Origin of the sequence: Pseudomonas sp. FEN (assembly GCF_904067045.1) — a bacterium.
GTDB lineage: Bacteria > Pseudomonadota > Gammaproteobacteria > Pseudomonadales > Pseudomonadaceae > Aquipseudomonas.
In genome coordinates this window covers 1,385,173-1,405,971 of sequence record NZ_CAJFDC010000036.1, presented here as the reverse complement: position 1 = coordinate 1,405,971, position 20,799 = coordinate 1,385,173, and the positions used below count along the sequence as shown (strand labels likewise).

Below are 20,799 nucleotides of genomic sequence, written 5' to 3'. Positions count from 1 at the left end.
GCACATTTCCCGCGCAACCTCAACCCTGAATAAAACCCTGGGGTTCGGAGTTCGCACCATGTTCAACACGTCACTCACTACCTGTCATCGCGTCCTTTTGTCATTGGCGGCGCTCCTGCTTCTCAATGGTTGTTCTGCCGGTGACCCGCCTGCGCCGACCGCGCGAACTCAGGAAGTGGGGGTGTACGTGGTTACAGCCAAGTCCCAGGCGCTCACGTTGAGCCTGCCGGGACGTACCAGCGCCCACATGACTGCGGAGATCCGCCCGCAGGTGGGCGGCATCATCCAAAAACGACTGTTCAAGGAAGGTGACGACGTCAAGTCAGGCCAGGCGTTGTACCAAATAGACCCCCGCAGCTACCAGGCTTCCGTCACGCAGGCCGAGGCCAATGTGAGTTCAGCCAAGGCGACGCTTGAAGCGGCACGCCTCAAGGCCAAGCGCGACGCTCAACTCGTCAAAATAGATGCGGTCAGTACCGAGGACAACGAGTCGGCACAGGCCTCCCTGCTGGAAGCCCAGGCTTCGCTCCAGTCGTATCAAGCCGCACTTCAGACGGCCCGAATCAACCTCGGCTACACACGTATTACCGCACCCATCTCCGGGCGGGTCGACACCTCTTCAGTGACACCGGGCGCCCTTGTCACCGCTGAGCAGGACACGGCCTTGACCACTGTTCGGCAATTGGACCCTATCTATGTCGATGTGACCCAACCCAGCAGCACAGTCCTTCGCCTCAAGCGCGAGCTGGCACAAGGTCAGCTTGCTGCCAGCACGCAACAGAATGCAACGAACGTCCAGGTGTTGTTGGAAGACGGCAGTAGCTATGCACATACGGGCACCCTCACGTTCAACGGTGTCAGTGTGGATGAGGGAACCGGCAGCATCACTCTGCGAGCCATAGTGCCGAACCCGCAGGGGCTGCTGTTACCAGGGATGTATGTCAAAGCGGTTATAGATGAAGGCACGAAACAGGACGCGATCCTCGTACCACAGCAAGGTGTGATCCGTGATGAGCGGGGTGATGCAAGCGCATGGGTTGTGGTCGACAACAAAGTCGAACAGAGGCAGTTGAAAATACACAGTGCCGTTGACTCTCGCTGGTGGGTCAGTAGCGGTCTGAAGGTGGGTGATCAGTTGATCATCGAGGGTGTGCAGAAGGTCCGCAATGGCGACACCGTCAAGGTTGTGGAAGTGGGGAGGGATGCTCAGAAAGCCGATAGCAAAAATACCAACCAACCGAGCCAGCAAAACACCGCTGTCGCGTCCCGTGCAGTGACGTTCTAAGGAGGCAGCATGGCTTCGTTTTTTATTGATCGACCGATCTTCGCCTGGGTCATTGCAATCATCATCATGCTGGGCGGCGCCATGGCTATCGTGCAGATGCCCCTGGCGCAGTATCCCAACATTGCCCCCCCACAGATCAAGATCAGTGCAACCTATACCGGTGCCTCGGCCAAAACGATGGAGGACTCGGTCACTCAGATTATCGAACAGCAAATGACCGGCCTTGAAGGGCTCCTGTACATGTCTTCGAGCAGCAGCTCGGATGGCACGGCCACGACGACTCTTACCTTCAATGCGGATGTCAATGTCAACGTCGCGCAAATGCAGGTGCAGACCAAAGTCGAGCAGGCCAAGTCCCGTCTGCCTGACGAAGTTCAGCGCCAAGGGTTGTCGGTCACCAACTCATCGAGTGACTTTCTTATTGTGATTTCACTGGTATCGGATGACCCCTCGGTTACCGGAACCCAGATCAGTGACTACATTTCCAGCACGCTCTACGATCAGGTCAGTCGCGTGAGTGGCGTGGGCAGTGTCTCGAGCCTCGGGTCAAGTTTTGCCATGCGTATCTGGCTCGACCCGGACAAACTCAAAAAGTACTCACTGATGCCTTCCGATGTCAGTACGGCGCTGGGTGACCAGAACACTGACTCCTCCGCAGGTCAGTTGGGTTCGCTCCCGGCCGTTAACGGCCAGCAGCTCAACGCTACTATCACCATGCGCAGTAAGTTGAAAAGCGTTGAGCAATTTCGTGATGTGGTCCTGAAATACGCCAGCAACGGCGCGGTGGTAACGCTGGGTGATGTCGCCCGCGTCGAACTGGGCAGTGAAAGCTACGACGTATCGTCCGAACATAATGGCCAGGCTTCCGGCGCAATGGCCGTCAGCCTGGCAAGTGGCGCCAATGCCCTTGATGTCGTTGAAGCGGTACAGACCAAACTCTCCGAGTTGGCCCCCTACTTCCCCAGTAAACTGAAACTCAAGACCAAGGTTGCCTACAACACCGCGCCTTTTGTAAAAATCTCGATCCAGGACGTCGTCATCACCCTGTGTGAGGCCATCGTGCTGGTTGTATTGATCATGTATCTGTTCATGCAGAACATACGCGCCACGTTGATTCCAGCGATTGCTGTTCCGGTCGTACTGCTGGGCACCTTCGGCGTCCTGTCACTGCTGGGCTACTCGATCAATACCCTGACCCTGTTTGGCATGGTTCTGGCCATTGGTCTATTGGTGGACGACGCCATAGTTGTCGTGGAAAACGTCGAGCGAATTCTCAGCGAGGAAAAGCTCACGCCTCGGGATGCAACCCGCAAGTCGATGAAAGAAATCACGGGGGCCCTGATCGGCATCGCCGTGGTGCTGTCCGCGGTGTTCGTGCCGATGGCTTTCTTTGGCGGCTCCACGGGCGTGATCTACCGACAGTTCTCGGTCACGATGATCACTTCAATGCTGCTCTCGGTGCTGGTAGCACTCAGCTTGACCCCCGCCCTCTGTGCAACATTGCTCAAGCCGGTTCAGCACAACAAGGAAGCTCATGGTTTTTTTGGCTGGTTCAATCGACATTTCGATCGCACCACCAAGCGCTATGAGCTCGGAGTGAAAGGCCTGCTGGGCAAAAGCAAACGAAGCCTGCTGTTGTATGCGCTGATCATAGGTGGCGCCTGCATCTTGTTCATGCGCCTGCCCAGCTCCTTTATTCCGAATGAGGACCAAGGCGTCCTGATGAGCATGATTACCCTTCCTCCAGGTGCTACGGATGTTCGTATGCAGGAAGTGATCTCTCAAGTACAGACGTATTTGCTTGAACAGCCTGAAGTGGAGGCCGTTCTGACCATCCGCGGTCTGGGTAACAGTGGTAACGCCCAGAACAATGGCCGCGCCTTCATTATGCTGAAGGACTGGAGCAAGCGCTCCGGTAACGAACATAAGTCGGATGCGGTAGCACGTCGAGCCAATCAGGCATTGTCTTCGATCCGTGACGCTAACGTGTTCATTATCCAACCTGCCGCGATTCGCGGGCTTGGACAAAGTTCCGGCTTCGACGTACACATCAAAGACGTGGGCGGCCTCGGCCACGCAAAACTTCTGGAAGCACGTAATCAGCTCCTCCAGTTGGCACGCCAGGATCCGCGACTGGCCAACGTCCGGGCTCAAGGCATGGAGGATACACCGACTCTGGTCATGGACCTGGACGATCGAAAAGCCGGTGCTCATGGCGTTTCATCCGGTGACATCAACAGCACCCTGACCACCGCGATGGGTGGTAGCTATGTCAATGACTTTCTGGACAATGGTCGGGTGAAGAAAGTTTACATGCAAGGTGATAGCCCATATCGAATGTTGCCGCAAGATATTAACAACTGGTATGTGCGCAATGATCAAAGCGAGATGGTACCCATGTCGGTGTTCACTTCCAGTCACTGGGGATATACCTCGCCACTGTTGGAACGCTACAACGGTTTTGGCTCCTTCGAGATAGTCGGCGAACCGGCTATGGGCAAGAGTTCCGGAGATGCCATGGCAGCGATAGAAGAAATCGTGGGGAAATTGCCGGAAGGGGTTGGCTATGAATGGACTGGACAATCCTATCAGGAGCGTCTTGCTGGTCATCAGGCGCCTTTGTTGTATGGCATCTCGGTTTTGTTCGTATTTCTCTGTCTCGCGGCACTTTACGAGAGTTGGTCGATCCCTTTCTCGGTCATGTTGGCAGTGCCGCTTGGGCTTTTCGGAGCCTTGTTATTTACCGGCCTGCGTGGGCTCTCCAATGACATCTATTTCCAGGTAGGTCTATTGACCACTATTGGTCTGGCCTCGAAGAACGCGATTCTGATTGTCGAGTTCGCCAAGGTACGTTACGACAGCGGGCAGGAACTGATAGACGCTACCCTGGAAGCCGTCCGTTTGCGTCTGCGTCCAGTATTGATGACCTCGCTGGCCTTCCTGCTCGGGGTACTTCCATTGGTCCTGAGCACCGGCGCGGGCTCTGGCGGTCGTCAGGCCATCGGTACCGGAGTATTTGGCGGAATGTTCAGCGCCACCTTACTCGGGCTGTTCTTCATCCCTATATTTTTCGTACTGGTGCAGTCTGTTGCCAGTCGTAGCAAATTGCTTGCTGAAGAAGGGGACGCCTGATGCGACGCACTCTCTTATTCCTGATGATTTCCATGGCACTCAGCGGATGCGTCAACCTGGCCCCCGATTACCAACAGCCATCAGCACCGGTTGCGGCCCAATGGCCCTCTGGAAAACAAGGCAGTGGTTCGGCCAATGCGCAAATCGAATGGAAGGATTTTTTTATCGATGGCCAACTACGCGAGGTTGTAAAGCTGTCGCTCGATAACAACCGCGACTTGCGGGTCGCAGCGCTGAATGTCGAGTATCAAAGAGCTCAGTATCGTATCCAGCGTGCAGAACTGTTCCCCTCGCTAGAGGCCAGCACCTCAGGTACTCGTGAGCGCACCACCAGCGGTACTTCGAGTGGCAATACGGTAAGTAGTCAGTATGGTGTCGACGTTGGGTTCAGTAATTATGAGCTGGATGTCTTCGGTCGTTTACGCAATCTCAAGGACGCGGCACTGGAAGATTTTCTCTCAACCGAGCAGACACAACGTAGCACCCAGATAAGCCTGGTTGCCGAGGTTGCAAGCGATTGGTTGACACTTGCATCGGATCAACAATTACTGAAATTGGCCAAGGAAACCTACCTTAGCCATGAAGCCACCTATAAGTTGACAGTCCAGCGTCATGAAGCAGGCAGCGATTCCGGACTCTCAGTTTCACAAGCTCAATCGTCCATGGAATCAGCCCGGGCCGATGTGGCCAGTTATAGCAGCCAGGTGGAGCAGGATATCAATGCGCTCAATCTGCTGGTCGGAAGCGATGTTCCCAAACATCTTCTCCCTGGAGATGGAGCCATGGACGTAGCCGTATTGGTCGACGTTCCGGCGGGCCTTCCTTCGACACTGCTGCAACGACGTCCCGACGTTGTGGCCGCCGAACATACCCTGAAAGCCGCGAACGCCGACGTCGGTGCTGCTCGGGCGGCTTTTTATCCAAGCATAACGTTGACGGCCAACGCCGGGACCTCCAGTAGCGAACTCTCCGGTTTGTTCAAATCTGGCAGCCGTGCCTGGACATTTTCGCCAAGCATCAGCTTGCCTATTTTTAACGCGGGCAGTAACAAAGCCAGCTTGACCGCGGCGGAAATAACCAAACAAATTGATGTGGCCGATTACGAGAAAACGCTGCAAACCGCTTTTAAAGAGGTCGCCGACGCGCTTGCCGTTCGCCGTCATATCAGCGAACAGATGGCGGCACAAAAGGCTGCTACGGGGGCCACTCAAAAAACCTACGATCTGTCTTTAGCCTTATACAACCAGGGCTCAAAAAGCTTTCTGGATGTATTGGATGCACAACGCTCATTGTATTCGGCACAGCAGAGTTTGATTTCGCTCGAACTGTCCGAGCAAAACAATAGGGTTACCTTATACAAGGTTCTAGGTGGTGGCTGGAGCGGCTAAAACGTCCCGCTAAAATTTTGGAATACGCTGGGTAAATTTCGCCGTCCTCAAATAACTGTCGATCTGTCAAGGCGTGCTCCGCTGCGCTATTTGATCGATCGGCAGGTTGCATAAGTGGAGAGTTTTACCATGTGTATCAAACGTTATGAGTTTCAATTTGAAAGTCACTGGGTTCATTTGCAACAGCACCAGGACGGAAGGTTATGGTTTTACAGCGAGGAAATAGCCAGCTTGTTAGGTGCTCGAAAATTAAGTCCTATCATAGATTCTGACATGCGAATTGAGGGTATCGATTTTTGTTTTGAAAACTATTTACGGGCACTGATTGACCTGGGGAATGTATATCGTACCCTGATCAAGTCTCGCTCGGAACAGGCTGAGCGCTTCGAGGAATGGTTGGCCAGTACTCTGCTACCTGAGCTGTTAAACCGACAGACAAAACCCGATATGACTTGAATAATAGATCCAAAGAATTCTGACAACACAGAAGCACGGCATAAGTTTCCCTTGTCATTGCAATGAGCCTTTGTACACAGTCAATGGAATTTTTCCATCCAGAGCCTCAATGAGAAATCAAACATGCGTGTACATCGTTCCAGTTTGAGCCATTACGCTCAGTTGCTTGCCTGCACTTGTTTTATAACCCTTTCACCACTGGCTTGTGCGAATTCCGACGAGGATCCGTGGGAAGGTGTTAATCGACCGATATTTTCGTTCAATGATAACTTGGATACTTATGCACTGAAACCTCTCGCGCAAGGCTATCAATTTGTCACTCCCAATATTATCCAGCACGGAGTGCATAATTTTTTCAATAATCTCGGAGAAGTAAAGAATCTCGCCAACGATTTACTTCAAGTGAAGCTCCATGGCGCCGGGGTTGATACGAGTCGTTTTTTATTCAACAGCACTCTTGGTCTGCTGGGATTGGTCGACGTTGCGACACCTATGGGGTTGCAGCGTAATGACGAAGATTTCGGTCAAACGCTAGGTCACTGGGGCGTCGCTAGTGGCCCTTATCTTGTGCTGCCGCTCCTGGGGCCAAGCACGCTTCGCGATGCGCCAGCGACTCTACCCGATATCTACCTCAGTCCCGTTCGTTATATAGACGACGTTCCTGTTCGTAATAGTTTGTATGGGATTGGCATGATCGATGCTCGTGCTCAATACCTATCATCGGAAAAGTTCGTCAGCGGTGATAAATACAGTTTTATTCGAAGTGCGTATCTGCAAACTCGAAAGTTCAAGCTGGAGGGTGAAGGCGTAAAGGATGATTTCTAATGAACCTCCTGGTGTTTAAAATTCCATTTTTTGCGAGTGAAGGTATATTTTTTGTAGTAAATGCTCTCGTCTGCTGCTGTTGTGACGATTTGACTCAGGTCCAAATAGTGACAAAGCATAAAGAGAGACGTGATTCAGAGAAAGAAGCGTCGCACGCGCTGCATGTTTTCAAGCATAAACGTTACTTTTGAAATTAAACCCAGTCCTGGAGATAAACTCATGAAATATCTAGTGGTAATTAGTCTGATCGCGCTTGGTTCTTTATTGATGACTGCCTGCATGCCTTGGGGCGGAGGTCCTCATGAAGGGCCTCGTCCCGACAGATATGAAGCGTCTGGAAAAGTGGGGCCTCGCCCCTGAAACCGGCCACGTGGCAGGGACTACTGTGTGGTTTTTCAAGTGAGCGCCATGCCCTGCTGATCGCAAGCTAATGTAAGCGCTTGCGCATGGAAAAACGAAGTTGCAATGCTCCGATTACAGCTCGGAGAGGAGTTTTCTGGTCGCCGAGGTCGCGGCCATGTTCCTGCCCGAAGCCGATCGGCTCGGCGGATAGTTTTTTGGTAGTTGCTGATATCCGCCCAAATCACTCAAGTATTCTGTAACACTGCCGAATCTACCGACATAGAACCGCGATCCAGCGCGGTTCGATCATGCTTGTCATTGGAAATGTTGCTGTGGGTCTGACAGTACCCACAGGATCTGCCACCCGCCCAGGAGCCGTATCATGTCCCGACCTCGTGCCCGTATTGCCTCGCAACTGGGGCTGGCACTCGCCGTTATCCTGGCGCTGGTGATCAGTGGCAGCACCGTGTTTGCCTTGCGTTCGCTGGACGCGGCCAACCTCGACACTCGTGAAGAACACCTGGCCAGCGAAGCCCGCCTGCTGGCTGACCAGTTGAACACCTTTCATGGCACCTTGCGCGAGAGCACTCAGCGCTTGAGTGGGCTGTTCGAAAAGCGTTTCAGCAGTGGCCTGAGCGTGCGCCCCGAGGAACTGGTTGCCGTGGGCAGCGTACAAGCGCCGGGCCTGTACCTGGGCAATGAGCTGCTGAACAACAACTTCGCCGAGGTGGACGCCTTCAAGCAGATGTCCGCCGGTGTCGCGACTCTGTTCGTGCGCAGCGGCGAGGATTTCGTCCGGGTCAGTACCTCCCTGACCAAGCAGGACGGTAGTCGCGCCATCGGCACCCTGCTCGATCACCAGCACCCGGCTTACCAGCGCTTGCTGGCGGGCCAGAGCTACGTCGGCCGGGCATTGCTGTTCGACCGTTACTACATGACCCAGTACACCCCGGTACGCGACGCCGCTGGCAAGGTGATCGCGGTGCTGTTCGTCGGTTTTGACTACACCGATGCGCAGAATGCGCAGTTCGACAACCTCAAGCGCTTTCGCATCGGTACCTCCGGCTCCTTGGCCTTGCTCGATGAGCAGAAACATTGGCTGGTGCCGCCGGCTGGGGTGAAGGATCTCGAACCGGCGATTGCGGTGATCGCCGAGCTGGCCCGGCAACCGGGTCATGGTCGTTTCTGGAGTGACAAGAACGAGGATTTCTACAGCGTCGCGGTGACCTTTGAGGGCGGGCCGTGGACTGTGGTGGCGAGCCTGCCCAAAGCCGAGATCCGCGCCGTGACCTGGAATGTCGGCATTAAACTGGTGATTGGCAGCCTGTTGGCGATGCTGCTGGCCGTCGGCGCGGTGATCTGGTTGCTGCGCAGCAAGTTGCGCCCCCTGGGCGACCTGGTGCGTCAGGCACAAGCCTTGGGGGCGGGGGATTTGAGCGTGCGCCTGGACGTGTCCAGCCATGACGAGATTGGCCAGTTGGCCGACAGCTTCAACCAGATGGGGCAGGCGCTGTCCTCGATGGTCGAGCACATCCGCAAGGCGGCTGCCGAGGTCAGCAGCCGTGCCCATGTACTCACCGGCTTGTCCGGCGGTGCCTATGAAGGGATCGAGCAGCAATCCGGCGAGATCAGCAGCATGGCCGGCGCGGTGGAGCAGTTCAGTGCCACCTCGCTGAATATCGCCGACAACATGGGCAATACCGAGCGGCTGGCCCAGGAGAATGCCCGGCAGACCCGAATCGGCCGCACCGCCATGGACGAGGCCTCGACATCCCTGGAGCAGATTGCCGGTTCCCTCGGCAGCACGGCGCAGGTGATCAACGCCCTGGGGCAGCGTTCCGAGGAAATCGGCGGGATTGTCGGGGTGATCACCTCGATTGCCGATCAGACCAACTTGCTGGCCCTGAACGCGGCCATTGAAGCGGCCCGTGCCGGGGAACAGGGGCGCGGTTTTGCCGTGGTGGCGGACGAGGTGCGCAGCTTGGCGGGACGGACCCGTGAAGCCACCGACCAGATTTCCGGGATGATCCAGAGCATTCAGCAACAGACCGGTCACGCCATCAGCACCATGGAAGAGGGTAATCGGCTGATGCAGGAGGGCCTGTCGCGCAATGCCAACGTGGCTTCTGCCCTGGCGCAGATCGACGAGCAGAGCCGTTCGGCCGGACAGCAGTTTGCCGTTATCACCACCGCGACCCAGGAACAGAGCAGCACCGCAACCCAGCTCAGCAGCAACCTGCAGAGCATCGCCCTGGCCAACGGCGAGCAGCGCGAGGTGGTCTCCAACCTGGCAATCACAGCCCGGGAGCTGGAGACCCTGGCGACGGAGCTGCGTCAGGAGGTGGATCAGTTTCGCTGAGGACAGTGCGGTTCAGGCCGCGCTCACTCCATAGCGTCGTAGTGTCCGCGAATTTGTTCGGCTGACTTGCTGAATCGTTTCATCAGCGCTATAAAAGTCGAACAATTCCAACAAGGACCGCCCATGACTTCCCTCCGCTTGCTTTTCGGCGTCACCGCCCTGACCGCTGCTTCCCATGCCATGGCCTGGGACTACACGCTGCTCGATAGCGACACGCCCGCGCAGAACCGGCAGATCACCAGCCAGCAACTGGGGATCAAGACCGCCAAACCCTTCTCCGTCACGATGCGCACCTTGCACGGCGGTCGCCAGGAAGGGGTCAGCATCGTCGATATCGACAACGGCACGATGAAACTCTCGGTGGTCCCGACCCGGGGCATGAACGTCCTGCATGCATCCGTAGGCGATGTGCGCCTGGGCTGGGACTCGCCGGTCAAGGAGGTGGTCAATCCGGCCTTTATCGAGCTCAATGGCCGCGGTGGCCTGGGCTGGCTGGAGGGCTTCAACGAATTGGTGACGCGTTGCGGCTATGAGTGGGTCGGGCATCCGGGGCTCGATAACGGTGAACTGCTCACCTTGCACGGGCGGGCGGCGAATATTCCGGCCAGCAAGGTCACCCTGCATATCGACGAACAACCGCCTTATGCCATTCGTTTGCAAGGCGAGCTGAAGGAGCAGGCGTTCAAGAAGGTCGACTTCTCCGTGGTCACCGAACTGTCGACGCTGCCCGGCAGTGTGAGCTTTGCGCTCAACGATACGCTGACCAACAACGGCGACTATCCGAAGGAATACCAGGCGCTGTATCACAGCAACTTCAGCACTCCGTTCCTGGAGCAAGGCGCACGCTTCGTGGCGCCGGTGAAGCAGGTCTCGCCGTTCAACGACAAGGCCAAGGGCGACCTGGCGGACTGGCAGACCTATCGCGCGCCGACCAAGGACTATGACGAGACCGTCTACAACGTCGTGCCGTATGCCGATGCCAAGGGCGAGACCCTGGCGGTGTTGCACAACAAGGCGGGTAGTCTTGGGGTTTCGGTCGGGTTCAACACCCAGCAGTTGCCAGTGTTCTCCCTGTGGAAAAACACCGATACCCGGGGGCAGGGCTATGTCACCGGGCTGGAGCCGGGCACCAGCTTCTCCTATAACCGCCATTACCAGCGTCCGCTGGGGTTGGTGCCGACGATCGAGGCCGGGCAGAAGCGCCAGTTCCAGATCAGTTACAGCCTGCTGGCGGACAAGGCGGCTGTGGATAAGGCGGTGCAGCGGGTGACGCAGATTCAGGATGGGCGCAAGACGGAGGTGCGGGGCACGCCGTTGGTGGATTTGAGCAAGGAATAACCCTTTGGGGATGGTCTGGCCGATAACGCAATGTTTCGGTCAGGCTTTGTTCACGCGATATCCTGTCTATTGGGACACTGGCCGATACTGCAACGCTTCGGCCAGATGATCCCTGCCTATGTTTTCCACCTGCTCCAGATCCGCCAACGTCCGCGCCACCTTGAGCAGCCGATGAGCTGCCCGCAGCGAAAGCGTCAGCCGTTCACAGGCTGTTTCCAGCCACTTTTCATCGCCTGTGGATAACTTGCAGTGCGCGCGCAGCGCCGGTAAATCGAGAAACGCGTTGGCGCAGCCCTGGCGTTGTTGCTGACGTTGTCGGGCTTCGGCGACCCGGGCGGCGGCCTGGGCGGTGTTGTCGCCGTCTTGCTGGCAAGGGCTGAGTGCCGTGGCTTCACGGGCCACGGTCAGGTGCAGGTCGATGCGATCCAGCAGTGGGCCGGAGAGTTTGTTGCCGTAGCGCTGGATCTGTTCCGGGGTGCAGCGGCAACGTCCACTGGGGTCGCCAAGATATCCACAGGGGCAGGGATTCATCGCCGCCACCAGTTGGAAGCGTGCGGGGAAGCGCACCCGGTCGCGGGCCCGGGAAATCACGATATGCCCGGACTCCAGTGGTTCGCGCAAAACCTCCAATACCTTGCGGTCGAATTCCGGTAGTTCATCGAGGAACAGCACGCCGTGATGGGCCAGGGTGATTTCACCGGGGCGCGGTCGGGAGCCACCACCTACCAGTGCCGGGCCCGAGGCTGAGTGATGCGGCTGGCGAAACGGTCGCTGCGGCCAACTGCTCAATGGTACATGACTGGCGACCGACTGGATGGCTGCGACCTCCAGGGCTTCCTGTTCGTCCAGTGGCGGCAGCAAGCCGGGCAGACGGCTGGCGAGCAGGGTCTTGCCGGTGCCGGGCGGGCCACTGAACAGCAGGTTATGCGCCCCGGCGGCGGCGATCAGCAAGGCGCGTTTGGCAGCGAGTTGGCCTTGCACTTCGCTCAGGTCCGGGTAGGGCTTGCTCAGGTGCAACAGGCCGCTGGACTCGAAGGGTGTGATCGGCACATGCCCATTGAGATGGGCCACCAGTTGCAGCAAATGGTCGACGGCAATCACCGTCAGCCCGGAGGCCAGCGAGGCCTCTTCGGCATTGGCTTGCGGCACCACCAGCGTGCGCCCGGCTGCTCGGGCGGCCAGCGCCGCCGGCAGCACGCCTTGCACCGGGCGGATAGCCCCGGACAAGGCCAGCTCGCCCAGGCATTCCATGTTATCCAGGGTCAGGGCGGGCACCTGCACGCTGGCGGCGAGGATGCCGAGGGCGATGGCCAGGTCGAAGCGTCCGCCGTCCTTTGGTAGATCTGCGGGGGCGAGGTTGAGGGTGATGCGCCGGGCCGGAAAATCGAGGGCCGAGTTGAGGATCGCGCTGCGGACCCGGTCCTTGCTTTCCTTGACGGCGGTTTCGGGCAGCCCGACCAGCGTCAGCATCGGCAGGCCGTTGGCCAGATGGGTTTCGACGGTGACGGCGGGGGCTTCCACGCCCACCTGGGCGCGACTGTGGACGATGGCCAGGGACATGCTCTTTCCTTGAACGCGAAGGGGCCGCTTCCTGCGGTTCTGGAAGACTAGTTGAGCGGGGGAGGGGCTTGGGGGCTTTTATGTGTCCAGACGATTCGTTGTTTGGTTCATCGGCGGGGAATCATGCCGGACTCGTTGGTAATTTCTGAAATGAGGAATGATCAGGGTGGGGGCGACCAAGAGGAGATGAGCATTAATGCAATTAATTTGGCATTTTGATAGATATATAGCCAAAATAATTTTACTTGAGTGATATAGGTTAAGTGCTATTATTCTTGCACTTATTTCGTATAAGTGAAGGAATAACAGCATGGCCAAGAAAACCGCACCGCTTTTTCCAGCAACCGAACGCCTGCTTGCTGACCTCGGCGAGCGGCTTAAGCTCGCCCGGTTGCGGCGCAAAATCACGGCCAAACAGGCCGCCGAGCGCGCCGGTATGTCCCAGATGACCCTGCGCGCCCTGGAGCACGGCTCGTCCGGCAGCACCATCGGTGCCTACTTGGCAATAATGCAGGTGCTGGGGCTTGAGAGGGACCTGACCAAGCTCGCTGGTGAGGATGAGCTTGGCCGCCACCTGCAGGATGTGAGTCTTCTTCCGGGCAAGAAAAAAACACTTACCGCTGTACGAGCCCCAGGCGAAGCGCCAACGCCTCAAAGGAGCACGCTGCGGGATCCGTTGGGGAAAGTCGCGGTTCAGAAAGTGCGTGCCCCCGAGAAACCAGCGGCCTCCCAGGTTGTAATCCGAAGCGACAGTGGAGCAATCAGTAGCGACTCACTGGCTGCCTTGATCCCGCCTCGTCGGAGGATTGACAAGTAATGAGTACCATGATTGGAGTTTACGCCGACTGGGACGGGCTGGATGGGCCGCAGCGTCTCGGCTGGCTGCATGCTCGAAAAACTCGTCAATCGGAGAAGTTCGACTACGAAAATGACCCGGTGGCGCTGAAAAATCCCGCGTTGAGTACTGTTCAGATCGACCCCAGTATTGGGCCATACGCGGGTGCCCAGTACCCAGGCGGTGGCCGCGATATGTTCGGGGTGTTCGGCGACTCCTGTCCCGATCGCTGGGGGCGACTGCTTATGAAGCGTCGCCTGGAACGCGATATCCGTGACGGCTTGGCTCCTGTGAACAAGAGACTTGGCGAGTCGGACTTTCTGCTTGGTGTCCATGACCTCTATCGGGTTGGTGCTCTTCGGTACCGACTGAATGACGAGGGCAATTTCCTCGACGATCAGCACTATGTAGCTGCTCCGCCCTTCATCGAGATTCATGCTCTTGAGCGCGCCAGCCGTGAATTGGAGCTAGATCCGGACAACGTGGCGGTGGATGGCCGGGAATGGTTACGCATGCTGATCGCACCCGGTGGTTCACTCGGTGGTGCCCGGCCAAAGGCCAGCGTGGCTGACGGTGATGGGCACCTGTGGATTGCCAAATTCCCGTCCACTCGAGATACCTACGATGTCGGTGGGTGGGAGTTGGTGGTCAATGCGCTCGCGAAAGCCTGCGGTCTGAACGTTGCTTCGGCAACGGCCAAGCGCTATGCGAGCGACTATCACTGCTTCATGGTCAAGCGCTTCGACCGGACTGCTGCTGGCGGTCGCCTCCATTTTGCATCCGCCATGACGCTCACCGGTCATGTAGACGGTGACGACGCCGGCAGTGGAGTCAGCTATATGGAGCTGGCTGAAATTCTGATGCGAAATGGCTCAGATACCAAGCGGGATCTGGAGGAGCTTTGGACACGCATAGTGTTCAACATTCTGGTTTCGAACACGGATGACCACTTGCGCAATCATGGTTTCATCCTTGAGCCAGGCAAGGGCTGGCGTCTATCCGATGCATACGACTTGAATCCCGTGCCCGATGGCGACGGCCTGAAGCTCAATATCACCGAGTATGACAACGCCCTGGATCTGGAGCTTGCCCGAGAGGTGGCCGGCTTTTTTCGGGTGGGTATGGGGGATGCGAATGAGATCATTGCCGACTGCGTTGACGCTGTTAGCCAATGGAGAACAGTTGCTCAAGCCCTGGGCTTTTCGCCGCGTGAGCAAGACTACATGGCTCCTGCCTTCGCGAGAGCGCAAGGCTAGCTCGTCATCCCCGATAGCTCGATTTGTTAGCCTATAGGCGTACAAAATCTACTTTTTGTACGCCTATAGGCTAACGATTTTAGCGATGGATCTATGAGGGCCGCGCCTTCTCTACATCCCCGCAATGGCTCTAGAGGCTGGTACGTAGCGTTCAACCTCACGAAAACGATGGAAGCAGGCGTGACGCTTGTTTCCACCACGGCGCTTTTCGCGCGCTGCGTGGCTGTGTGTAACCGTGCGCCTACACCTCCCTCAGCAATTGATCAGCGATACGAATGCTCAGCGCGGCGCCGGTCAATGTGGGGTTCACGCAAGACGACGATGGCATCACGCTGGTTCCGGCGATAAACAGGTTGGCGTGGTCATGGCTGCGGCAGTCGCGGTCGACCACCGAGTTTTTTGGATCGTCGCCCATGATGGTGGTGCCCATGATGTGCTGGCGGTTCTGGAAGTTGACATCAGTACCGAGGATATCGGCGTCGAGCAGGTGGGCGAATTGCTTGAGATCCTCCAGGGCCTTTTCCTTGCCCGCATGCCAGTAGTCGGGAACGCTGTAGTAGATCTCCGGCATCGGCAGGCCAATCGCGTCGAAGCGCGTCTTGCTTGGCGTGATGCGGTTTTCCGGCAGCGGCAGGGTCTCGAAGTCCACCGCCCAGTTCAGTGAGCGCGCCGACTGCAGGCGAATCTGTTCGTCGAGTTTCGAGCCGAGCACGCCCTTGGCGATCAGGTTGCTGGTGATCTGCGAGGTCGGGACCGTATTGCGCACCTTGATCTTGTAACTCGGGTAGTCCTTGCGGAAGGCACCGTCGCGGCTGTTCAGGTACACCAGCAATTGGGTCGGCCCCTCGCCGGGCCACATGTCCTCCCTGGTCATCACGTTCATGCTGACGCCGGTGTGGTCCATCAGGTTGCGGCCGACCTGGTCGGAAGCGTTGGCGATGCCGTTGGGGTATTTCTCGGAGGTGGACATCAGCAACAGCTTTGGCGATTCGATGCCATAGGCCGCCAGCACGAAGTAACGGGCGGTCAGGCGATGTTGGGTCTTGTCCGGGCGCATGTACCAGATCGCGGTAATCTTGCCATCGTCGCCAGCCTCGATCCTGTATACCACCGAGTTTTCCAGGACCTTGGCGCCATGGCGCTCGGCCTCGTCGATATGCATCGAACCATCGTACTTGGCGGCAATCGGACAGACCGGGTTGCAGTTGTTGTTGCCTGCGCACGGTGGGCGCTTGCCATAGGGGCGGGTGGCCCGGCCATTGGGTTCGAGGATCGGGTGGTAGCCACCCTTGCTCAGCAGGGTCGAGAGGCGCTGGAACATGTAGCTCGGCTTCAGGCCCTGCATCGGGTAGGGGATCGAGCGTGGCGGATAGGCCTTGCCGCCCTGGCCGCTTTCGTCCTGGCCATCGACCCCGGAGACGCCCAGCTCGGTTTCGGCACGGGCGTAGAAGGGTTCCAGTTCGTCGTAGCCGATCGGCCAATCACGCCCACGGCCATAGAGGGAGTTGAGGCGGAAGTCGTTCGGTAGCATGCGCCACAGCGAGGAGCCGAAGTGCCAGGTGGTGCCGCCGACCACGCGCAGGTAGGAGGTGTTGTATTTGACCGGACCGACCTGCTGCAGGTAGTCGCCATAGGTGGATGGCGCATGCGGCAGGCTCGGATAGGGCGAGCCGGCCCCCTGCAACTTGGCATTGGCCAGCGACAGTTTGACCGCGGAGTTGCGGAAGGTCTCGACGATCTCGCGGCGGTTCACCCGCGGGCCCGCTTCGAGGACGATCACGGATTTGTTTGCCTTGGCCAGGTCGCTGGCAATCAGGCCACCCATCACGCCGGAACCGATGACGACCACGTCGGCGTCGTAAGCCATGCTGCTCATAGTTGGAAATCCTGAGTGTCGGCTGGCTTGCTACCCCAGGAGTCGGGGCCGCCACCGTAAGTTGGGATGATGAGGATGCCGTGAGTCGGGCGGTACATCAGTGCCTCGGCGTAGCTGACCAACTCGGCGTCGGCGAGCTCGCCGACGGTGCCCAGGTACCAGGCCGAAATGATGCTGGTCGCGGTCGCCTTCAATGACGGGTCGAGGTTGGCCTGGGCGAGGTATTCATCCACATGCTTGAAGCCCTGTCCGGCGATCAGTTGCCCGAGGGCGCTGACATTGCCGCTGAAATTCACCGCGCGCCGGCTCAGGGCGCGATAGTAGCGTGCCGCCAGGACCGGGTTGACCGGGCGGCTGACCAGGAATTGCGACAAGGTGATAAAACCCTGCTCGCTCCCGGCCATGGCCATGACCGGTTGCCAGCCGAGGCCGCCGACCAGGGCCGCCAGGCCCAGGGTTACCGAGCCGCGTAGCAGGCTGCGGCGGGACAATGCTTGGGTGGGTGCGGATGAAACGGGCAGGTGCTGGTCAGTCATCGAAGTTTCCATTGCTCAGGCTTCCCGGTACTGGCGACGAGTCTTGAATCTGAACCGTGCCAGGATGATCAGCAGGCCGAGAATGATCAGGCCAGGCACGCTGAACCGTGCCAGCACGGCAAGCGGCGCCTTGGGGCCGCCTTCACGCACGCGCGCCACATCGGCGGCGGTCACGCTCAGTTCGGAATTGCCATAGCGGGACAGGACGTAGTTGCTGACATCGGCGATCTGCTGGTCGTCGAGGCGATCGGTGAACAGCGCATCGGGACCGAAGGCCGGCATATCGATTGCCCCGCCGTCGACTTCGCGGTGCACGCCGTAGACGATGGTCGCGATCAGGTTGTCGCTGCGGGCGGTCGCGGTGTTGTGGAACAGTGACGGGTACTGGCTGGTGCCCTGGCCGTTGGCCTGGTGGCAGTTGGCGCAGGTGCCGCTGAAGATGCGCCAGCCTGGATTGTCCTGCGAATTGCCGCCGCGCAGGCTGAGCTCGTCGCTCGACGCCTGGCCGAAGGTATGGCGGGCCTGGCGCTCGCCGCTGGCGATGGGGCGGGTCTGCAGCAGGTAGGCCGCGATGGCCTTGAGGTCATCTTCGGCGAGGTACTGCAGGCTGTGCTCGACCGCCTCGGCCATGGGCCCGGCGGCTTGTGCCTTGCCCTCGATATGGCCGCTGCGCAGGTAGGCGACGATCTCGTCGTTCGACCAGGCACCGATGCCGCTGGTCTTGTCCGAGGTGATGTTCGGTGCGTACCAGGCCCCCAGCGAGCCGCCGGACAGTGCCTTGTCGTTATCCGCGGCCATCAGGACGTTGCGCGGGGTATGGCAGGTGTCGCAATGGGCCAGTGCATTGACCAGGTAGTCGCCGCGATTGACCTGCTCGGACTTGCCCGGATTCGCCACGAAGCGTTTCTGGCTGTGGAACAGCGCGTTCCAGCCGCGCATCGAGGCGCGGATATTGAACGGAAAGTCGAGTTCGGTCTTGCGGCTGGGCACATCCACCGGCGCGACTTCATGCATGAAGTACTGGTACAGGGCGGCGACATCGCTGTCGGTCAGCTTTGCGTAGGACGTATAGGGCATCGCCGGGTATAGGCGGGTGCCATCCGGGGTCACGCCGTCGCGCACGGCGCGGGCGAAGTCTGTCTGGCTGTAATGGCCGATACCGGCGGTTTTCGACGGGGTGATATTCGTCGAGTAGATAACGCCCATCGGCGAGTTGAGTGGGTAACCGCCGGCAAAGGGCTTGCCTGCGTCGCTGCTATGGCAGGCCACGCAATCAGCGGCCAGCGCCAGACGCTTGCCCGGCGAAGCGCTGGCGTCGAGCGCCTCGCCATGGGCCGCCAGGCTGACCGCCGTCAGGACCAGGCACCCTGCGATCGTAATCCTCATGGGTTTTGCCTTGCGCACACCTGGCAATGGCTGACCCATCCTCTGCGGATGCATAGGTAACTCCTCATGGTTTGGCTTGCACGCATGATCTTGGTTGGGCGCGGTGTTAAAGATTTTTCAAGGTCATACGATGTCGTACATTGCGATTAATATTTCACATGAGGTAATCTTTCTCAACAAATATGGCAGATAGCCATTATTTATTTTTTCCAATGGATGGCTCTAGGAAAGGCATTTAAGCAAGGGGCAGGCCGCAAGCATCGTGAGCGCGATGGGACGGCAAGAAAGAAAGGTGTTCTTTTTGACCCCATCAAGCTTGAGAGCCAGCGGGGGTTTTGGCTTGTGCGTTTGTGCCGTGGTACGACGTCATGTTCAAAATAACGTGCCAGGTATTGCGCCGGCGGTGCCTGCGCTGTCGCCAGGCGGGCTCGAGTGGCGATGGAGTTCCGACACGGTCCCTTCACCTGGTGTTACGCGGGAGCAGGGGAATGCACACATAACAGGGCTGTGCGATCAGCACCCTATGAGGATCCACCGATGAACTGGCTCAATGACGCAAAATTCTCGACCAAACTGATCACTTCCTTTGTCCTCTGCGCCTTGATCACGCTCGCTGTGGGAATGCTTGGCATCAGCGGTGTTTCCGCGCTGTCGGCGCGCTTGCAGGCGGTGTTCAGCAACAACCTGGTCTCGGTCGCCAACACGTCGCAGACCAAGACCAAGGCGGTTGGCCAGACGCGCGACATGTACCGGCTGTATGTCGCCACCGCGGGCAATGCCCCGCAGAGCGTGAAGGATGAGTTTCTCGCCTCTATGAAAGCCAACCAGTTGGCCAGCGAACAGGCTTTCGCCGCGTACCGCAAAGGGCCCCTGGCTGAAGACGAGCGCCTTGCCGGCGACCAGATGGCTCGCGACTGGCCGGTCTACCAGGCGATGGTGCAGCAGTATGTGGCGCTGATGGCGGTCGGTGACCTGGAGAAGGGGCGCACCCTGCTGCTGGGTGACCTGCAGAAGGCTTATCGCAAAGTGATGGATCAGTTGACCATCATGATCGACTCCAATGACCGCCAGATCAGTGAAGATGCCAAGGCCGCCACGCTTCAAGAAGTGTCGGCCAGGACCGTCTTGTACAGCGGCATTATCGTGGCCTTTATAGCTGCGTTGCTGTTGGGGCTGTTTATCAGCCGCCTGATCAGTCGACCGATTGCCACGGCAGTCGATTGCGCGCAACGCATCGCCCAGGGCGACCTGACCCAGCACATCACCAGCCAGCGCCGCGATGAAGCGGGCCAGTTGCTTGAGGCTCTGGGGGGCATGCAGGCCAGCCTGAAGTCGACGATCCAGCAGATTGCCAGTGCTTCGGATCAGTTGGCTTCCGCTGCCGAGGAACTGACGGCGGTCACCGACGATGGAAGCCGTGCCTTGACCCGGCAGAATGACGAGATCCAGCAGGCGGCCACGGCCGTGACCGAAATGACCTCGGCAGTCGAAGAGGTGGCGCGCAATGCCGTTTCCACCTCGCAGGCCTCGCAATCGACCAGCCTGCAGGCCAGTAATGGCCGCGACCAAGCACGTAACGCGATGCAGGCGATCAACAATGCAACCCAGGAAATCACCTCATCCACCGGCTTGGTCAGGGACCTTGCCGTGCAGGTTCGTGATATCGGCAAGGTGCTGGATGTGATTCGCGGGATTGCCGAACAGACCAACCTGCTGGCCCTCAATGCGGCCATCGAGGCCGCGCGCGCCGGTGAGCAGGGGCGCGGCTTCGCCGTGGTCGCCGATGAGGTTCGCGCGCTGGCTGCGCGCACCCAGGCGTCCACCGGTGAAATCGAGAGCATGATTCGCGCGGTACAGAACCGTGCCGACAGCGCAGTCGAGGCCATGGGCAAGAGTCAGATGCTGGTGACCGAGACCCAGGGCCTGGCCCAGACCACTGGCGAGGCGCTGGAGCAGATCGCCGACGGTATTGCGCAGATCAATGACCGTAACCTGGTGATCGCCACGGCTTCCGAGGAACAGGCCCATGTGGCCCGTGAAGTCGATCGCAACCTGGTGAATATCCAGAGTCTCTCGACCCAGTCCGCCGCCGGCGCGCACCAGACCAGCGCTTCGAGCCAGGAATTGTCGAACCTGGCCCTGTCGTTCAATACGCTGGTCAGCCGTTTCCGCCTCTGATTCCATGTGCCAGGAATGGTGCTAGCCTGCCCATGGAGCGAATGCGC

At 58.5% G+C, this 20,799-nt stretch carries 14 protein-coding genes and 1 pseudogene; 11 read left to right on the top strand and 4 right to left on the bottom strand.

Translation table 11 applies throughout. The features are described 5' to 3' along the window. The first annotated feature begins 58 nt into the window (after positions 1-58). The 7 genes from PFEN_RS29845 (at position 59) to PFEN_RS29815 (ending at position 11,125) form a co-directional block, all read left to right on the top strand. The gene (locus PFEN_RS29845; protein ID WP_191490146.1) at positions 59-1,285 is read left to right on the top strand and encodes an efflux RND transporter periplasmic adaptor subunit; all 1,227 of its coding nucleotides are present in this window, start codon (positions 59-61) and stop codon (positions 1,283-1,285) included. Between the two features lie 9 nt (positions 1,286-1,294). Next, positions 1,295-4,417 carry an efflux RND transporter permease subunit gene (locus PFEN_RS29840; protein WP_191490145.1) on the top strand — a complete coding sequence of 1,041 codons (3,123 nt, stop codon included), beginning with the start codon at positions 1,295-1,297 and terminating at the stop codon, positions 4,415-4,417. Further along, positions 4,417-5,805 (top strand): efflux transporter outer membrane subunit, encoded by a 1,389-nt coding sequence (locus tag PFEN_RS29835; RefSeq protein WP_191490144.1) that lies wholly within the window; start codon positions 4,417-4,419, stop codon positions 5,803-5,805. Before PFEN_RS29840 ends, PFEN_RS29835 begins: the two co-directional genes overlap by 1 nt. A 129-nt stretch (positions 5,806-5,934) precedes the next feature. Continuing rightward, positions 5,935-6,261, top strand: a complete 327-nt coding sequence (locus PFEN_RS29830) for a BRO family protein (protein ID WP_191490143.1) — start codon at positions 5,935-5,937, stop codon at positions 6,259-6,261. 123 nt (positions 6,262-6,384) lie between these two features. Continuing rightward, the gene (locus tag PFEN_RS29825; RefSeq protein WP_191490142.1) at positions 6,385-7,086 is read left to right on the top strand and encodes a VacJ family lipoprotein; all 702 of its coding nucleotides are present in this window, start codon (positions 6,385-6,387) and stop codon (positions 7,084-7,086) included. A gap of 724 nt (positions 7,087-7,810) precedes the next feature. Then, positions 7,811-9,787 (top strand): methyl-accepting chemotaxis protein, encoded by a 1,977-nt coding sequence (locus PFEN_RS29820; RefSeq protein ID WP_191490141.1) that lies wholly within the window; start codon positions 7,811-7,813, stop codon positions 9,785-9,787. A 123-nt stretch (positions 9,788-9,910) separates the two neighbouring features. Continuing rightward, positions 9,911-11,125, top strand: coding sequence for an aldose 1-epimerase family protein (locus PFEN_RS29815; protein ID WP_191490140.1), 1,215 nt, complete (start codon positions 9,911-9,913; stop codon positions 11,123-11,125). Positions 11,126-11,191: 66 nt separating this feature from the next. Here PFEN_RS29815 and PFEN_RS29810 read toward each other — a convergent pair whose 3' ends face one another. Continuing rightward, a complete protein-coding gene (locus PFEN_RS29810; RefSeq protein WP_191490139.1) occupies positions 11,192-12,685 on the bottom strand; it encodes a YifB family Mg chelatase-like AAA ATPase in 1,494 nt (497 codons plus the stop codon). 310 nt (positions 12,686-12,995) lie between these two features. Between PFEN_RS29810 and PFEN_RS29805 the strand changes: the two genes are divergently transcribed. Together PFEN_RS29805 and PFEN_RS29800 are read left to right on the top strand one after the other, a co-directional pair. Continuing rightward, positions 12,996-13,502 carry a helix-turn-helix domain-containing protein gene (locus tag PFEN_RS29805; RefSeq protein ID WP_191490138.1) on the top strand — a complete coding sequence of 169 codons (507 nt, stop codon included), beginning with the start codon at positions 12,996-12,998 and terminating at the stop codon, positions 13,500-13,502. After that, a complete protein-coding gene (locus tag PFEN_RS29800) occupies positions 13,502-14,776 on the top strand; it encodes a type II toxin-antitoxin system HipA family toxin (protein WP_191490137.1) in 1,275 nt (424 codons plus the stop codon). Before PFEN_RS29805 ends, PFEN_RS29800 begins: the two co-directional genes overlap by 1 nt. A 241-nt stretch (positions 14,777-15,017) precedes the next feature. Here the strand turns inward: PFEN_RS29800 and PFEN_RS29795 are convergent, their stop codons facing one another. From PFEN_RS29795 to PFEN_RS29785, 3 genes are read right to left on the bottom strand one after another with little or no spacing between them, the layout of a single operon-like run. Then, positions 15,018-16,652 (bottom strand): GMC family oxidoreductase, encoded by a 1,635-nt coding sequence (locus PFEN_RS29795; RefSeq protein WP_191490136.1) that lies wholly within the window; start codon positions 16,650-16,652, stop codon positions 15,018-15,020. Then, positions 16,649-17,188 carry a sorbitol dehydrogenase family protein gene (locus PFEN_RS29790; protein WP_224771088.1) on the bottom strand — a complete coding sequence of 180 codons (540 nt, stop codon included), beginning with the start codon at positions 17,186-17,188 and terminating at the stop codon, positions 16,649-16,651. The genes PFEN_RS29795 and PFEN_RS29790 overlap by 4 nt, the downstream gene beginning before the upstream one ends. 15 nt (positions 17,189-17,203) lie before the next feature. Continuing rightward, entirely contained in the window at positions 17,204-18,574 is a 1,371-nt protein-coding gene (locus PFEN_RS29785) for a cytochrome c (protein WP_191490134.1), read from the bottom strand. A 438-nt stretch (positions 18,575-19,012) separates the two neighbouring features. On the opposite strand from PFEN_RS29785, the pseudogene PFEN_RS31725 reads away from it, so the two are divergent. Beyond that, positions 19,013-19,894 (top strand): annotated as a pseudogene (locus tag PFEN_RS31725) (MCP four helix bundle domain-containing protein); the annotation flags it as partial. Further along, positions 19,889-20,752 (top strand): methyl-accepting chemotaxis protein, encoded by an 864-nt coding sequence (locus PFEN_RS31720; protein ID WP_412071498.1) that lies wholly within the window; start codon positions 19,889-19,891, stop codon positions 20,750-20,752. The pseudogene PFEN_RS31725 and the gene PFEN_RS31720, both read left to right, overlap by 6 nt. Positions 20,753-20,799: the final 47 nt, after the last annotated feature.

Bases quoted from the DNA above. Each gene is read 5' to 3' on its own strand.
- PFEN_RS29845 (WP_191490146.1), top strand. From the start codon at position 59: ATGTTCAACACGTCACTCACTACCTGTCATCGCGTCCTTTTGTCATTG.
- PFEN_RS29840 (WP_191490145.1), top strand. From the start codon at position 1,295: ATGGCTTCGTTTTTTATTGATCGACCGATCTTCGCCTGGGTCATTGCA.
- PFEN_RS29835 (WP_191490144.1), top strand. From the start codon at position 4,417: ATGCGACGCACTCTCTTATTCCTGATGATTTCCATGGCACTCAGCGGA.
- PFEN_RS29830 (WP_191490143.1), top strand. From the start codon at position 5,935: ATGTGTATCAAACGTTATGAGTTTCAATTTGAAAGTCACTGGGTTCAT.
- PFEN_RS29825 (WP_191490142.1), top strand. From the start codon at position 6,385: ATGCGTGTACATCGTTCCAGTTTGAGCCATTACGCTCAGTTGCTTGCC.
- PFEN_RS29820 (WP_191490141.1), top strand. From the start codon at position 7,811: ATGTCCCGACCTCGTGCCCGTATTGCCTCGCAACTGGGGCTGGCACTC.
- PFEN_RS29815 (WP_191490140.1), top strand. From the start codon at position 9,911: ATGACTTCCCTCCGCTTGCTTTTCGGCGTCACCGCCCTGACCGCTGCT.
- PFEN_RS29810 (WP_191490139.1), bottom strand. From the start codon at position 12,685: ATGTCCCTGGCCATCGTCCACAGTCGCGCCCAGGTGGGCGTGGAAGCC.
- PFEN_RS29805 (WP_191490138.1), top strand. From the start codon at position 12,996: ATGGCCAAGAAAACCGCACCGCTTTTTCCAGCAACCGAACGCCTGCTT.
- PFEN_RS29800 (WP_191490137.1), top strand. From the start codon at position 13,502: ATGAGTACCATGATTGGAGTTTACGCCGACTGGGACGGGCTGGATGGG.
- PFEN_RS29795 (WP_191490136.1), bottom strand. From the start codon at position 16,652: ATGAGCAGCATGGCTTACGACGCCGACGTGGTCGTCATCGGTTCCGGC.
- PFEN_RS29790 (WP_224771088.1), bottom strand. From the start codon at position 17,188: ATGACTGACCAGCACCTGCCCGTTTCATCCGCACCCACCCAAGCATTG.
- PFEN_RS29785 (WP_191490134.1), bottom strand. From the start codon at position 18,574: ATGAGGATTACGATCGCAGGGTGCCTGGTCCTGACGGCGGTCAGCCTG.
- PFEN_RS31720 (WP_412071498.1), top strand. From the start codon at position 19,889: ATGCAGGCCAGCCTGAAGTCGACGATCCAGCAGATTGCCAGTGCTTCG.